The 14,704-nt window shown below is 52.1% G+C and carries 17 protein-coding genes; 3 read left to right on the forward strand and 14 right to left on the reverse strand.

Translation table 11 applies throughout. The features are described 5' to 3' along the window. Nucleotides 1-14 precede the first annotated feature (14 nt). The gene (locus B212_RS0114480) at nt 15-1,682 is read right to left on the reverse strand and encodes an RNase J family beta-CASP ribonuclease (protein ID WP_019911580.1); all 1,668 of its coding nucleotides are present in this window, start codon (nt 1,680-1,682) and stop codon (nt 15-17) included. A 139-nt stretch (nt 1,683-1,821) separates the two neighbouring features. Here B212_RS0114480 and B212_RS0114485 point away from each other — a divergent pair, with 139 nt between their 5' ends. Both B212_RS0114485 and B212_RS0114490 read left to right on the forward strand, forming a co-directional pair. Beyond that, on the forward strand, nt 1,822-2,589 hold the full coding sequence (locus tag B212_RS0114485; RefSeq protein ID WP_019911581.1) for a threonine/serine exporter family protein: 768 nt from the start codon (nt 1,822-1,824) through the stop codon (nt 2,587-2,589). A 28-nt stretch (nt 2,590-2,617) separates the two neighbouring features. Continuing rightward, a complete protein-coding gene (locus B212_RS0114490) occupies nt 2,618-3,049 on the forward strand; it encodes a threonine/serine exporter family protein (protein ID WP_019911583.1) in 432 nt (143 codons plus the stop codon). Nucleotides 3,050-3,197: 148 nt separating this feature from the next. Here the strand turns inward: B212_RS0114490 and B212_RS0114495 are convergent, their stop codons facing one another. The 3 genes from B212_RS0114495 to B212_RS0114505 all read right to left on the reverse strand — a co-directional run bounded on the left by B212_RS0114495 (nt 3,198) and on the right by B212_RS0114505 (nt 6,045). After that, nucleotides 3,198-3,734, reverse strand: a complete 537-nt coding sequence (locus B212_RS0114495; protein ID WP_019911584.1) for a GNAT family N-acetyltransferase — start codon at nt 3,732-3,734, stop codon at nt 3,198-3,200. A gap of 2 nt (nt 3,735-3,736) precedes the next feature. Further along, a complete protein-coding gene (locus B212_RS0114500) occupies nt 3,737-5,758 on the reverse strand; it encodes a Na+/H+ antiporter (protein WP_019911585.1) in 2,022 nt (673 codons plus the stop codon). A gap of 68 nt (nt 5,759-5,826) precedes the next feature. Next, nucleotides 5,827-6,045 carry a helix-turn-helix transcriptional regulator gene (locus B212_RS0114505; protein WP_019911586.1) on the reverse strand — a complete coding sequence of 73 codons (219 nt, stop codon included), beginning with the start codon at nt 6,043-6,045 and terminating at the stop codon, nt 5,827-5,829. A 233-nt stretch (nt 6,046-6,278) separates the two neighbouring features. Here B212_RS0114505 and B212_RS0114510 point away from each other — a divergent pair, with 233 nt between their 5' ends. Next, on the forward strand, nt 6,279-7,034 hold the full coding sequence (locus B212_RS0114510; RefSeq protein WP_019911587.1) for an MBL fold metallo-hydrolase: 756 nt from the start codon (nt 6,279-6,281) through the stop codon (nt 7,032-7,034). 129 nt (nt 7,035-7,163) lie between these two features. On the opposite strand, the gene B212_RS0114515 is transcribed toward B212_RS0114510, so the two are convergent. From B212_RS0114515 to B212_RS0114560, 10 genes are all read right to left on the reverse strand, one after another. Continuing rightward, nucleotides 7,164-7,799 (reverse strand): NAD(P)-dependent oxidoreductase, encoded by a 636-nt coding sequence (locus B212_RS0114515; protein ID WP_019911588.1) that lies wholly within the window; start codon nt 7,797-7,799, stop codon nt 7,164-7,166. A 272-nt stretch (nt 7,800-8,071) separates the two neighbouring features. Further along, nucleotides 8,072-8,938: a VOC family protein gene (locus tag B212_RS0114520; RefSeq protein ID WP_019911589.1), complete on the reverse strand. Its 867-nt coding sequence runs from the start codon at nt 8,936-8,938 to the stop codon at nt 8,072-8,074. Nucleotides 8,939-9,165: 227 nt separating this feature from the next. Continuing rightward, nucleotides 9,166-9,897, reverse strand: a complete 732-nt coding sequence (locus B212_RS0114525; protein WP_019911590.1) for a metallophosphoesterase family protein — start codon at nt 9,895-9,897, stop codon at nt 9,166-9,168. A 92-nt stretch (nt 9,898-9,989) separates the two neighbouring features. After that, nucleotides 9,990-10,427 (reverse strand): GNAT family N-acetyltransferase, encoded by a 438-nt coding sequence (locus B212_RS0114530; protein WP_019911591.1) that lies wholly within the window; start codon nt 10,425-10,427, stop codon nt 9,990-9,992. A gap of 357 nt (nt 10,428-10,784) precedes the next feature. Beyond that, complete coding sequence (locus tag B212_RS0114535) at nt 10,785-11,207, reverse strand: Rrf2 family transcriptional regulator (protein WP_019911592.1); 423 nt, start codon at nt 11,205-11,207, stop codon at nt 10,785-10,787. Nucleotides 11,208-11,270: 63 nt separating this feature from the next. Next, nucleotides 11,271-12,086: a hypothetical protein gene (locus tag B212_RS0114540; RefSeq protein ID WP_019911593.1), complete on the reverse strand. Its 816-nt coding sequence runs from the start codon at nt 12,084-12,086 to the stop codon at nt 11,271-11,273. Between the two features lie 26 nt (nt 12,087-12,112). Then, nucleotides 12,113-12,697, reverse strand: a complete 585-nt coding sequence (locus B212_RS0114545; RefSeq protein WP_019911594.1) for a DJ-1/PfpI family protein — start codon at nt 12,695-12,697, stop codon at nt 12,113-12,115. Nucleotides 12,698-12,728: 31 nt separating this feature from the next. After that, nucleotides 12,729-13,049 carry a carboxymuconolactone decarboxylase family protein gene (locus B212_RS0114550; RefSeq protein ID WP_019911595.1) on the reverse strand — a complete coding sequence of 107 codons (321 nt, stop codon included), beginning with the start codon at nt 13,047-13,049 and terminating at the stop codon, nt 12,729-12,731. A gap of 30 nt (nt 13,050-13,079) precedes the next feature. Then, complete coding sequence (map, locus tag B212_RS0114555) at nt 13,080-13,826, reverse strand: type I methionyl aminopeptidase (protein ID WP_019911596.1); 747 nt, start codon at nt 13,824-13,826, stop codon at nt 13,080-13,082. Nucleotides 13,827-14,014: 188 nt separating this feature from the next. Then, entirely contained in the window at nt 14,015-14,644 is a 630-nt protein-coding gene (locus tag B212_RS0114560; protein WP_019911597.1) for an SGNH/GDSL hydrolase family protein, read from the reverse strand. Nucleotides 14,645-14,704: the final 60 nt, after the last annotated feature.

Here is a 14,704-nt window from a genome sequence, read left to right on the forward strand (position 1 = left end):
AGCATTCGTAACGCCTACACCTCAATGATGATCGGAAGAATCATCGGGCGGCGCTTCGTTCTCTCATACAGAAATTTGCCCAAGGTGTCCTTGATGGTGGACTTCATGATATTCCATTGGCCGAGATCAGCAGGGCTTATCTTCTGCAGAGTCGCGGACACAAGCTGATTGATCTCTTCCATCAGCGTATCAGAGTTCCGCACGTAGACGAACCCCCTGGAGATCGTGTCGGGATCATTCAGAATTCTGCCGTCACTTTGGCTAAGTGTGATCACGGTAATAAGAATACCGTCCGCAGACAGTTGCCTGCGGTCCCGCAGCACAACATTGCCGATGTCGCCGATTCCAAGGCCGTCCACCAGCATCTGACCGGCCGGCAAACGTCCTTGCCGGCGGACGACACCTCCCGCTGACTCGACAACCTCTCCATTTTTAAGGATAAAGATATGGTCAGGGTCCACGCCGACAGCCTCCGCAAGCATACGGTGATGATGAAGCATACGGTATTCACCATGAATCGGGATGAAATATTCCGGTTTCATCAGCGTCAGCATCAGCTTCAATTCCTCCTGGCTGCCATGTCCTGAAACATGCAGTTCACTGCGGGAGCCGTAGATGACCCTTGCACCCAGAATGTACAGGTTGTCTACAATCCGGGACACGTTGCGTTCATTGCCCGGAATCGGGTTAGCCGCAATCAGGACCGTATCCCCTGCTGCAATCTCAAGCTGCCTATGGCTTGCATTCGCTAAGCGGGATAACGCAGCCATCGGTTCGCCTTGGCTGCCGGTGCACAGTACAGCTATCTTTTCGGGAGGCAGCTTTGCCGCTTCTGCCGGCTCTACCAGCATACCTTCGGGCACTTGCAAAAAACCCAATTCTTGTGCAACTCCAACTACATTGACCATACTTCTGCCAAGCAAGACGAGGTGACGGCCGGTATGCCCGGCTGCATCAACAATCTGCTGCAGACGGTGCACATTCGAAGCGAAGGTAGAAACAAATACTCTCTGCTCCGCCTTCTGAAAAGCTTCTTCCATATGAGCTCCCACAAGCCTCTCGGAGGGGGTGAAGCCGGGTCTTTCGGCATTGGTGCTCTCGGAGAGCAGAAACTTTACGCCTCTTTTGCCGATTTCAGCCATTTTATGAATATCCGGATATTGCTTGTTCACTGGAGTCATGTCGAATTTGAAATCGCCTGTGTGTACAATAGTTCCCTCAGGAGTATCGAATACAACGCCCAGGCAATCCGGGATGCTGTGGTTGGTATTAAAAAAGGTAGTGGTGATCGAGCCGAAGTCCAGCCTGGAATCTCTATCAATACAATGCAGGATCGTCTGGCGCAGCAGGCCGTGTTCCTTAAGTTTGGTCTCGATCAGGCCAAGCGTCAGGCGGGAAGCATAAATCGGGATATTCAACTGCTTCAGCAAATAAGGGATGCCCCCGATGTGATCCTCATGCCCGTGAGTAACGATGAGCGCCCGTACCTTATCTATATGGTTCAATAAATAAGAAACATCAGGAATAATCAGGTCAATGCCCAGCATGCTCTCGTCAGGAAATTTAGAGCCGCTGTCAATGGCAATAATGTCATCGGCATACTGTACGATATACATGTTTTTTCCAATCTCGTTTACTCCGCCCAATGCCGCAATCCAGAGCTGCTTTCCAGACATCTTCATAGAGGTTCCTCCTTATGATCTCCCCCTTATTATGTATTCATTACCGGAAAATCATCCAGTCTGCAGATTAGAGGTTGATCTTTTCGACCATTGCGGCGACAATCAAATATATAACATTCCAGGGGAGGATCGAACGAAGTTGGATAGCACAAGCAACAATAGCAATACTTCCGCGCATGACATTATCGACCTGTGCCTGCTGGCTGGTAAAATCATGCTGCAAAGCGGCGCGGAGACGTACCGCGTAGAGGATACCATGAGCCGTATGGCCGCTTCGCTCGGTTTTCCCGGAGCGCACAGCTATGTAACGCCAACGGTCATTATGTTCACCACCAGCCGGACTGAGCCGGTGAAGCTGTTCCGCATTGCCGAGCGGACCACCGATCTGCAGAAGGTATCGGAGGTCAATGACATCTCGCGGCGGCTGAGCGAGCGCCAGCTCACGGCAAATGAGGCGCGTGAGCGGCTAAGCGTGGTGGACGATGCAGCCCATGCTTATCCGGCATGGATACAGATTGCCGCGGCTGCCCTGACCGGTGCATGCTTCACCGTTATGTTCAAAGGCAGCCTGTGGGATGCTCTTCCGGCCATCCTTGCATCCGGCATCGGCTTCGCAGCAGCAACCTATTTGCACCGGCTCGTACAAATCAGATTCTTCGCGGAGTTCACGGCTTCGTTCCTGATCGGCCTGCTCGCCTTCTTCTCTGTCAAGCTCGGCGTGGGACAGGAAATGGATAAGATCATCATCGGCTCCGTGATGCCGCTGGTTCCGGGACTGCTCATTACAAATGCAGTCCGTGATTTGATGGCCGGTCATCTCGTCTCCGGCCTTTCCAAGGGAGCCGATGCTTTTCTGACGGCATTCGCAATTGGAACTGGCATCGGACTTGTGCTGTCAATTTTATGATTCCCCACGTGAAAGAGGTTAGCTGTTCATGATTTTGCAATTGATAACCAGCTTTATCGCCGCTGCCACCTTCTGCATTCTGTTCAATGCACCGGCCCGGGCCTTGGTGCAGTGTGGATTTGCCGGAATGGTAGGCTGGATACTCTATCTTCAGCTCGACGAGCAATGGGACACGGTGGTTGCCACTTTTCTGGCTACCGTAGTGGTTGGAGTAATCAGCCAGATCTTCGCCCGCTCCTTCAAAATGCCGGTCATTATCTTCAGCGTAGGAGGCATTATCCCGCTGGTTCCGGGGGGACTTGCTTATGATGCCATGCGCAAATTCGTGGAAAATGACAACAATCAGGCCATCCAGTTTGCCGTCCAGGCGCTGATGCTCTCCGGGGCTATCGCTACCGGCCTTGTACTCAGTGAAGTGCTCGGGCAGATGTTCCGCCGGAAGAACGGCCGAAGCTCATAAGGAGCCGCATGCAGCAAGAGTGCTGCCGGCTCAGGCTCGCTACAGACACATACAAAGGCTGCCCACAGGATGATAAAAAATCACCGGTGAGCAGCCTTTGCACTTGTTCAGAACGATATTCCCCCGCAATTATTGATCAGACATGAGCTTAGCTATCGGCCCGCGGTTCACCACGGCTGATAATTTTGGAGTAGCTGGCAATATCCAGCCATCTGCCGAATTTGCTGCCGATTTCTTTGAAGAGGGCGCTTTGCTCATACCCATGCTTCGTGAAGAGCCGCCGGCTCGGTTCATTGTCCGCGCACACCGTAGCCACAAGGACGTGGAAACCAAGCTCTGCCGCACGCTCCTCAATGAAGCTCAATGCTTTGCCGCCAAGCCCCTGCCCCCCTCTGCCAGGCTTCAGATAGATGCTGATTTCGCCGGAGGTATCATAGGCCTGCTTATTCTTGTGTCTGGCAATCAGGACATAACCCTGCAGCTCTCCGTCCTGCAATATGGCATAGGACCTGAAGCGCGGATCACCGCTTAGCACCGACTCGCGCATGGCCGGCAATTCAAGCGGCTCTGTATGAAAAGAAACCGTCGTATTCAGCACATAATAATTATAGATATCTACGACCTCTGCCAGATGCTCTTCCCCAATCTCCACATAAGACAAGCCGCTTGCCGCTATTTCTCCCATTCTTAATCCTCCCAGATCGCCGTCTCCAATTGATCGACAAATTTACGCAGCTTTCCGGCGATTTTCAGATTAATCGCCCCGTTCTGATACATCATCTGCACGGTATTGCGCTGCTCCTGAATGGCCTGCAGCTTCAGCTCAAGCCTCTGGTCATCGACAACCCCATCCTTAATCCAGCCGTCCCCCTCGCTAAGCCGGGTCTCCATCTGCTCGTATTTGTCGATAACCTTCTGCGAAGCCAGCCGGTTCTCTTCATTCATCCCCGCGCTGACAGCCGCCACCGCTGCCTGGCACATTGAAATCTTCGCGACGCGGGCGCTCTCGGCATTCAGCGCCGCCTGCCGCCCTTCATCACCGTTCAGCTTGCCGGAGAACAATCCCGAGAACAAGCGCTGAATTTCGGTCAGCGAAAATTTGAATTGCGTATCGAGCCGCTTGCACATCAAGGCTTCCTTGTGGTCAATAAGCTCCTCCATCTTCGAGGCTACCGGAACAGCAATGGTTCCATTATCCAGCATCCGCCGAAGCTCCGAACGTTCAGCCGCAAGAGCGTTCCGCTTGGCCTGGACTCCGAGCTGGCGGAAATGCTCCGCTTCTGGATCATCTCCTGTTTTCCGCGCGCATAGCCTGTCAATTTTGTCGGTGAACTCCAGCAAGGCAGGCTGATTCATAGGCTGGGGATTCTCCGAGATCAGGCTGCGCAGCATGCTCATTCCCGCGTCAATCACAACCGATCTTGCCGTCAGCTCTGAATTGAGAACACGGGTCTCCACCACTACCGTCTCCTCCTTGTCCGCAAGCAGCGGAAGAAAGATGCTGGCAATAACCAGTGACATCAGGATGACGCCGGCCGCAAGGGCGATGATCAGATCACGCTGCGGAAACGGTGAACCATCTCCCAGGACGAGCGGAATCGAGAATGCCCCCGCCAGAGTTACGGCTCCGCGAACGCCAGAAATCGAAGTAATCAACTGCGACCTCAGCGGCGCCTTCTCCACCTTCCGCCTGCGGGTCTCCCATAAGGAGTATGCGTATACCCAGAGAAACCGCAGCACAATAAGCAGCGCCGTAATCGCCAGCACGTAACCGGCCACCATGAAATTGTTCAAGGAGCTGTCGCGGTAAATCACCTTAACGACGTCTGGAACCGACACGCCGAGAATCAGGAACACCAGACCGTTCAGGATAAGCAGCAGCACGGACCACGTGCTTGCAGATACAAGCTGCAGCTTGTATTGCGGAGACACGGCACGGTCCTTCTCAATGGCATACATCACACCGCCGGCTACGACCCCCAGAATGCCGGACACGCCGATTTCCTCACAGATCAGATAAATGATAAAAGGCGTGAGGATCTGCAGCAGCACATGAATCGTAACATCCTCCATCCCGAATCTGCGGATAAATACACTGAGGCGGATCAGCAGAAAGGAGAGCAGCGCTCCGGCGAGCAGACCGCCTGCCGCAATCAGCACAAAGCTGACCGTCGCCTTAGGCAATGAGAACACTCCGGTAACCGCCGCCGCGATGGCAAACTTGAAAGCAACCAGACCAGAGGCATCATTCATCAGCGACTCGCCCTCAAGAATCCGGTGAATGCTCTTCGGCAGATGCACCTTCCCGGCCAGCGCGCTGACCGCAACCGCATCCGTAGGAGACAGGATTGCAGCGAGTGCAAAGGAGACCGCCAGCGGTATCGAGGGAATCATCCAGTGAATGGCATACCCTGCCACAAATACCGTAACGAAGACCAGCCCCAGCGCCAGCAGCAGAATGGGCGCCCTCAGATTCCACAGCTCGTCGCGCGGTGTCCGCCTGCCGTCATTGAACAGCAGCGGAGCAATAAACAGCACAAAAAACAGCTCCGGCTCAAAGGACATATGTATTCCTGTAGGAACCATAGCGGCAATGACACCCAGTCCAATCTGAATCAGCGGAATCGGTACAAACGGGATGAACCGGTTCACAATATTGGATACCGCGATAAGTCCCAGCAATAAGAGCACAGCAAGAAAAGTCTCCAACCTCTCAACTCCCCGGTATATTTTTTTATTATTATAGCCTAAATCTCCCAAGCAGCAATAAAATGCTGTTATCTGGATTTCTCCCCTTCACCGTCCTCCTCATATACAAAAATCTCTTCAATACTTATCTTGAAGTACTTCGCAAGCTTAAAGGCCAGAATAATCGAAGGATTGTACCTCCCTTTCTCCAGCGAGCAGATCGTCTGCCGTGATACCTCCAACGCTTCGGCAAGCTCTTCCTGCTTAATGCCGCGCTGCTTACGGATGACTTCAAGCCTGTTCTTCATCACCGTGCCTCCTAAAAATGTAAAGCGAGCTTTACGTCGAGAATACCACCTGCAGCACAAAATGTAAAGCAGACTTTCCATAGAGCATCTAAATATTCACCACTTTGACTGTTGACAAAAATAATTATTTGTGATATAATAAATTATTTTGGTATTGAAAAAATAGATCAGACTCAGTATGATATGCATTAGCCTCACGGCATCACTCTTATCATTTATAACGGAGGGATACAATGCATATTGCCAAAGGAATTGAAATGCTTGAGATTTCCGTTCAGGTCATGGGCGGCACAGACACCTTTTACCCTACCCTGCTCTGGGACGAGAAATCCGCTGTACTGGTCGATACCGGGGTTCCGGGATTGGCACAGCGGTTCAAGGAGGCTCTCGCTGAGGCTTCTGTGCCTTGGGAGCAGCTCCAGACCATCCTCATCACGCATCAGGACCTTGATCACATCGGGAGCCTGCCATCCCTGCTGGATCTGGCCGGGCCTGGGCTGAACGTGCTGGCCCATGAAATCGAGCGGCCGTATATCGAAGGCGACAAGATGCTGCTTAAGATTACCCCGGAAGCACTGGCGGCAGCCGAGGCCAATCTTCCGCCTACCGTGCCGGAGGAATGGCGGCGCGCCTTCCTCCATGTGCTGGCCCACCCGCCCAAAGGAAAAGTAGATGAGACTCTTACCGGCGGAGAGCGGCTCCCCCTTGCCGGCGGAATCACTGTCATTCATACGCCCGGCCACAGTCCGGGCCATCTGAGCTTGTATCATCAGCCAAGCCGTACGCTGATTGCCGCTGATGCCTTAACCGTTCGAGGCGGTGAGCTATGCGGACCAGATGCAGCCGCTACGCCCGATATGGCAACTGCCCTCAGCTCTCTGAAGAAATTCGCCGATTTCGAAATTCGCCAGGTAATCTGTTATCACGGAGGGTTGTTCACCGGAGATGCCAACCGCAGAATCGCTGAGCTTGCCCAGGGAATTGTGTGAATAGCCTAGCATAACACCTATAAGTGAAGCTTTGGCTTCACGGCCCGCTTGGATACTTTATAGCGCAAAAAAAAGAAGCGAAGCCGGTCCAGCCGGTTCGCTTCTTTTTTATAACAGCCGTTAGTCTAATCAGGACTCGGATACTACCGTGAACCGCTCGCCGATATGCTGCGGCTGCTCGATCTCATCCACGATTGCAATGGCATAATCAGCATAGCTGACATAACTTTCGCCTTTGGAATTGGACAGCAGATGATCCTTGCCGGTCTCGTAGGCGCCTGTTCTTGCACCTACGGCAAAGTTGGCTGACGGGCTGACGAAGGTCCACTTCAGATCCTTTGTGCCTTTCAGAATCTCCAGATTTTTGCCCTGATTCAAGGCCGTCGGCTTCACGAAGTCAGGAAATCCCGGCGTATCCACTACTCTTACGGTTTTGGCTTCATCCACATACAAGCTTCCTGCTCCGCCCACTACAATCAAACGCGTGCCAGGTGCGTCCTTCAGCGCTTCAATCAGCACATTCCCCGCATCCACATGCAGATGCTCCTGCCCAAACGGGGCACCAAAGGCATTAACCACAACGTCAAAGCCCTTCAAATCCCCTGCAGTCAAAGCGAAGATATCCTTCTCTACTACAGCAGCCTTGCTGCCTGCCACTTTTGCGGCATCCCGCACGATAACGGTAACCTCATGGCCTCTGTCCAGCGCTTCCTTAGTGATCTCGCTTCCCGCCTTGCCGCTTGCTCCGATGACTGCAATTTTCATAGTTAGTTCCTCCTAAAGTTTTGTTAGCATACACTTCACGAAAGCTGCAAGATACCCTGTGCGATCTTCCGGTCAACATCCAAATTAAACTTCCGGCCCCAAAAGCATTCCGCACCCTTTTGCCGCATCCGTTCCTAATCTTCTGCCCTGAGCGTTCTCGGGAATAATCGAATGAAAGAAAATTTCGTCGCCGCAGAAGGAGTGCCTGACTAGTCTGACGTACCCCGGATTGCTGCCGCTGTGCTCCACAAACGACTACCAAATCTTTCACTTCAAGGCTTTACGAGCAGCTTAATGCCAATGTTCCACGGATCTGTAACCGTCACAACTCCATCGGCTTCACCAACCTTATACCCGGCCCCGCGCACCCGTTCAGCTACAGCATCACGCTCCTGAATACTCGGCAGAAGCAAAGTGAAATAGTCAATACCCGCCACATCGGACGGAGCCGCCGGAGCGCCTTGACCTGCCCACACATTCAGCCCCATATGGTGATGATACCCCCCTGCCGAGATGAACAAGGCCGAATTGCCGTACCGTGTTGTCACCTCAAAGCCCAGCGTATCCACATAGAACTTTTTGGCCTCACCAAGATCGCCTACATGAAAGTGAACATGCCCGATAACCGTGCCAGCAGGCAGTCCGGTCCAAGGCAGACCTTCAGAGGCAGCCAGCAGTCCTTCCACGTCCACCGGATCGGTGCTCATTACTACATTTCCTTCAGCATCATGCTTCCAGGCATCACGCGGACGGTCACGGTACAGCTCAATCCCGTTATTATCCGGGTCCTGAATATACAGCGCCTCACTGACAAGATGATCCCCTTGACCAACCTCAATATCTGAAGCAATCAGGTTGCGCAGCACCAGCCCCAAGCTCGGACGGTCCGGCACAAGGATAGCAAAATGGTACAGTCCGGCAACCGAATTTCGTCGCAGCACCCGGGCATTGTCAATCTCCCGCAATACCAGCAATACATGCTGGCCGTCAGCCGTCATTTCCACTTCGCGTCCTGCTTGGCGCAAAATTGTGAGTCCTACAACATTCTGGTAAAAAGCAAGAGAACGCTCCAAATTGCTCACTCTAATCTGCACAAGACCAATTTCCAGCTCTTGTGGCAGAGTTGCTGTTGCTGTCATGTCAATCCCTCCTGAATGTAAGCGGATCTGAGTGCGACCCGTTTATTATTGTCTAGTCTTAACCTCATTCAAACTTGCCATCCACAATTGTAACTGTTACCGTTACATATTAACTAACTTTAGTATAGTACCGCTCCATAAGTATGTCAATTACTTTCTTGAAAAGTATAAAACCCAACCGGAATTGGTCGGGCCGTACAATACAAACGATACTCATAACATGCGTCTCAGTCTTTTATTCCTCTATATTTAGCGGTTCTAAGCTCTCTGATATACAGCTCCAAATCCGGCATTTCCGATTCCACAGCCTGCTGCACAGCCAATTCAATGTTATAGGGAACTCTAACGAACTGTATGTTCAGCCGCCCCAAGGAACGGTTCCCGTAATTGCCCTCCAGCAAAACATATGAAGCCTGCGTGAGATCGAGCGGATTGCCGACACTTCCCACATTAAAAAGCGTCCTCCCCTCCAGATGCTGCAGGTATGCGTTATGAATATCCCCATATCCGGCTACATCTGCCGGCAAATCAGCCTGGCACAGCTCCGAGGACTGAAACAGCGACAGACGCTGCTCATACGCATCCCACGGTTGAACCCGTTCATTCACACTGCGCGGCGAAGCATGAAACAACCGGACGAACTTCCCGCTCATCCAGAATTCAATGGAGAACGGAAGTGATTTTAGATAATCGAGACGATTCTGCCCCAGCACAGCACTGTGCCACTTTACAACCTCAAGCCCGCTTGTTCCAGCGACGAATTCATCCCAGTTCCCCGTAACTACCTCCTCGCAATGCTCCCGGATCAGATCAACCGCCAAATCTGAATTCGGCCCTTTGCCGACGATATCTCCAAGACAAAGAATCCGGCTCACCTTACGCTCCTGAATATCCGCCAACACCGCCTGCAGAGCTGTTACATTGCCATGAATGTCAGAAATAATTGCAATCGTGTCCATCTATGTACCTCCGTTGCTGTCTAGTATGTAATGCTTGCTGCATCATTTATACACTTTAACACCATTATAGACTCTTTTCTCCGGGGTTGTTGTCAAGCGCCGTTATATTCAATAAGCCAGCAGTCTCTGTATTGGCCTTCATGCCATTCATGTTCCGGGAGCAGCTTTTTGCGCACAAACCCGTTCTTCTCATAGACTCTCAGCGCGCGGCGATTCCAGCTCTGCGGGTCCATCACAATCTTATCCGCATAGCCATACTCCTGCCGCTCTTCAGCTTCAATCGGATAGAACTGGATATATCCCACGTCCTGAGATTTGTACTGAACAATCCCGGGGGTCATCCCCTCCGGAACATCTTCATAAAAATGCTCCAGCACCATTTCCAGATCATGCGGACGGTCGCGGCCTTCATAGTATTCCAGCACCACCGGATCAGACAGCCATTTCACCAGCAGCCCCGCATCCTCAAGCTCCAGCCTTCTAACACAGAGTTCTTCATTATGATATAAAATCATTGCAGATACACTCATCTGGACCTCCCTTTATGAACAGCATGGAGTCAGTCTACTGTATTTGGAATATTGTGTAAAGGTATCCTCTATACAAAAAAAGTGACCCCGCCAACGTCCGGCAGGGCCAAGGTCTATATATAAGGGGGGTCATGGGATTACTATAAGCCCTGAAGCTTAAAGGCAGATGAAAAGCACATAAAGGTTTGCTGAAATTGTCGCATCCCCCCTCTAACAATAGAAAAGATCCCGTCGAGGCACGACAGGATCTAGGAAAAAATCTATCCACTGGGGGGTGGAGATCTTTAATATACTCCTCCAACCTTAAAGCCACATAAATTCTTCCTGAAATTAATCTTAAATTTCTATACGCAGGATTCAGGACACCGGAATCTGATTCACGATCTGATCGAGCGTGACCTCCTGCAGCACGTTCTCCATCGCCTTCTGTGCGCTGGAGAAGACCGGAACAATCGCCCCGGCAATATTTTTGCCGACCGAACATGCTGGGTTAGGATGCTCATGAACGGAGAACAGGGAGTTCTCCTCCACCGCATTCACCGCCTTATAAATCTGCAGCAGCGTAATGTCAGCCGCACTGCGTGTAAGCTTGGCCCCGGCTACACCGGGACGGACATCCACCAGTCCGGCCTTATGCAGCATACCTGTAAGCCGCCGGATCACTACCGGGTTGGTGTTGACACTGCCGGCAATCCATTCCGAGGTGCTTTTCCCTTCCTTGTTGCTGTCAATCAGCGTTAAAATATGAATAGCCACCGCAAACCGGGTGCTGATGTTCATGGAAATCTCTCCTTTGGTGCCTTTACAAAAGAACACAGTAGATGCAACAATAATAGTTACATTTCAGCCGGTTGTCAATCCCGCGAGAATTTCCATGACCTGCTCAGGGTATTTCTTGCTAAGCCGTGTTTTGCCGAGATTACTCTTCACAATCTTGATCATCCGCGCATCACCCGTCCCGGCATATCTGCGCAGCATAGCAAAACCGGGCTCCGGCTGGCCCGCAACAAACAGACTCAGGCTATACTCCAGACCCTTGGATAACACACGATAATGCTCCGGATCGGCTGGCTTCGCAGGCTCGGAGAGAATGCCTTGCATAATCTCGTCCGCCATTTCCAGGCAATACAGAACATTGGCCTCCGCTTTGAGCAACGGAGGGTGAGCGAGCGCCGCAACAAATGCTCGTTGCTCAAGTAATGTCGAATCCGGCCGCCAGCCCTCAAGCAACGGCTTTAGAAGTACAAAGTTAAATTCACCTATGTACTGCAGCCCCATCGCCGCCGCCTCGCGCATCCGCCACCTGGAATCATTCATCGCCGATTTCAGGAGCTCTTCGGACTGACTGCGCCGCCCTGCATCTGCATATGGATAATGGGCACCGCAAGCACATACGGCACAGAAAGGCAGAAATTCATGGGGATCGTTGGTCTTGGCGTCTGCCTCAGAGAGCTGTGCCCAGGCAGAGAGCAGCGCCCAAGCGGTGTCCGTCACTTCAGATGTACCAAAAAGCTTCGCAAAGCAGCCCGCCAGCTCCAGATTGCTCCTCGGCCCCGGCAGGTTGCTCTCTTGCAGCATATAATCCGTAAGCAGCGGCCATTGTTCCCGGTCACTCATCCACTGCTGAAGCGGCACTGAAGCATATTTATTCCCACTCATCCCGGTTCCTCCGATTCATCGCAATTTCACTGTGTGCGGACAACGCCCTGCAGCTCATAGGGATAGTCAATTTGCTTCTTCACATTAAGCATTGCGGCTTCTCCGGCCAGAAGCGACAAAACATAAAGCCCAAGATCAATGGAGGTCGAAACCCCTCCGCCTGTTATCAATTGGCCGTCCTGCACAACCCTCGACTTCACCACCTGAGCGCAATAAGGCTCCAGAAGATCATAAGCGGAGGGATGGGTTGTGGCAGCATGTCCCTGCAAAAATCCGGCCGCACCGAGCAGCAGTGAACCTGTGCACACCGATACTTTGTAAGGAACATCCCTTGCCCCCTGAAGCCATGCTATGAAAGGCTCGTCGTAGCGGAGCTTTCTCGTGCCCATGCCGCCAGGCACAAAAATCAGGTCATATTGCGACAGGTCCGGCAACACTTTGCCTATTTTGACGGTTAGCCCAAGCTCATCCGCCACTTCTTCCCTGACACCGCAGATATCCCACTCTAATCCGTGACCTGATTCGAATTGCCCCAGCCGGTGGATAACGTCATAGAAGCCGGCAAAATCCAGAAAAGTAACTCCGTCAAAAAGGATAAAGGCCATTCGCATTACATCCGCCTCCTTACAGCTATATGTACAGCTACTCGCTGTCGTATGCCTGCAAGGCCACAGGCAAAGCCTGGATAACCGCATTGCCTACAGCCGGAAGAGCAAGCAAAACAGCACTAATAATCTCTTCTCTCGTGGCCCCAAGCGCCTTGGCATGCTTCACGTGAAAGGGCAGGCCGCTCTCCAGCCGCACCGCTGCCAATACAGAGATATACGCAATCTCTTCTGTCTTCGGGTCAAGCCTGCTGGCGGCCTCCAGCTTGTGAACCGTCTCCATCCAAGCCTTCTGGTGTTCCGGCGCTTCCTTCATAAAGGTCATAAATGAATTGCTGACTTGCGGTAAATCCTCCATATGCTTTCCCTCCAGTTCTATTAGCTCGGCTTATGCGCTTGTCAGAATAACCGGTTTGCCCCTGGTCACTACAATCGTATGCTCGTACTGGGCTACGCGGCTGTTGTCCGTCACACTGAGCGTCCATCCGTCGGACTGCTGCTCCACAAAATCCGTTCCGGTGGACAGAAAAGGCTCGACGGTAATGACCTGGCCTTCTTTTAGAACAGTGGTATCACGCGGGTTATAGAATGGAAGAATCTCTTCAGGCTTCTCATGCAGGGATTTGCCGATACCATGGCTGCACAGATTGCGCACCACCCTATAGCCGCGTTTGCGCGCCTCCAGCTCCATCACTCTGCCGATTTCGTTAACCTTCATGCCCGCTCTGAGATGATTGATGACACTCATCATAGTCTCTTCGGTGCTGCGGCACAGGTGAACGATTGTCTCATTATAAGGAGGCAGTTGAAAAGAAACCCCGGAATCCCCATAATAACCGTTCAGTTCAGCCGAAACATCAATATTAATTAAATCTCCGGCCTGAATCACCCGGGGGCCCGGAATACCGTGCGCCACCTCTTCATTAATACTGATGCAGGTGTACCCGGGAAATTTGTAGGTAAGCTTAGGAGCTGATCTCGCTCCGAACTGCTCCAGAATCGCCGCCCCGATCCCGTCAAGCTCAGCGGTAGTCATGCCGGGCTTCACCTGTCTCCTCATCTCGGCAATGGTATACCCTACAACTTTGCCGGCTGCTCTCAGCCCCTGCAGATCCTGTGCAGTATTGCTCGTCATAAGCTCTCATCCCTCTCGGTTCAAATCAATTTCGCACTCCAATTATAGCAAGCTTGTGAAGAAAATAACATGAGCAGCCGGGTCAGGGCTTCCCTGGAAGCTCCAAAAAAAACCAACCTGCTGTAGAGCAACAGATTGGCCTTTAGAAGCAGACAGACTATGTAAGGAGAGCAGCCTGATATGCTGTTTTAGCTAATAGCCCCTACCGCTCTCAGCCACGCATCGGTAATGAGCGCATGTCCGGCTGGGGATGGATGCACGCCATCCGGCGCCCAATGTGCAGATTCCGCCTTAACGGATGCCGCAGCGAACAGGCCGTCGAGCGGAACCAGCAGAGCACCGTATTCGCGTGCCAGCTCACGTACCACATGGATTTTGGGGTCCAGATCCTGGCGCCAGCCCTTGCGGTCTTCTGGAACAGGCAGCACAAACGGCTCAATCAGAACCAGCTTGGCATTTGTGGCTTTCTTAGTACGTTCGATCAGGTCGCGGTAGGAAGCTTCGAACTGGGCGGCTGTAGTTTCCTCACCGGAATCAAAATGGCGCCAAGTATCATTAATACCGATATAAATCGAAACTACAGTTGGCTTCAGCTCCAGACAATCCTTATCCCAACGGTGCTGCAGATCAACCACCCGGTTGCCGCCGATTCCGCGGTTGATAAAGGTCAGCTTCTTCTCAGGGAACTGCAATCCAAGCCGCGAGGCAATCATCAGTGCATAACCTACGCCAAGCGAAGACGGGTCCTCGTAATTACGTCCCCAATCTGTGATGCTGTCGCCCTGGAACAAAATGATATCGTTTTCTTGAAATTCCATGCTGAACATCCTCCTATGAAATATCTGGCATATATAAACAAATTCATTATAGCAAATAGA

Origin of the sequence: Paenibacillus sp. HW567 (genome assembly GCF_000374185.1) — a bacterium.
GTDB lineage: Bacteria > Bacillota > Bacilli > Paenibacillales > Paenibacillaceae > Paenibacillus_AQ.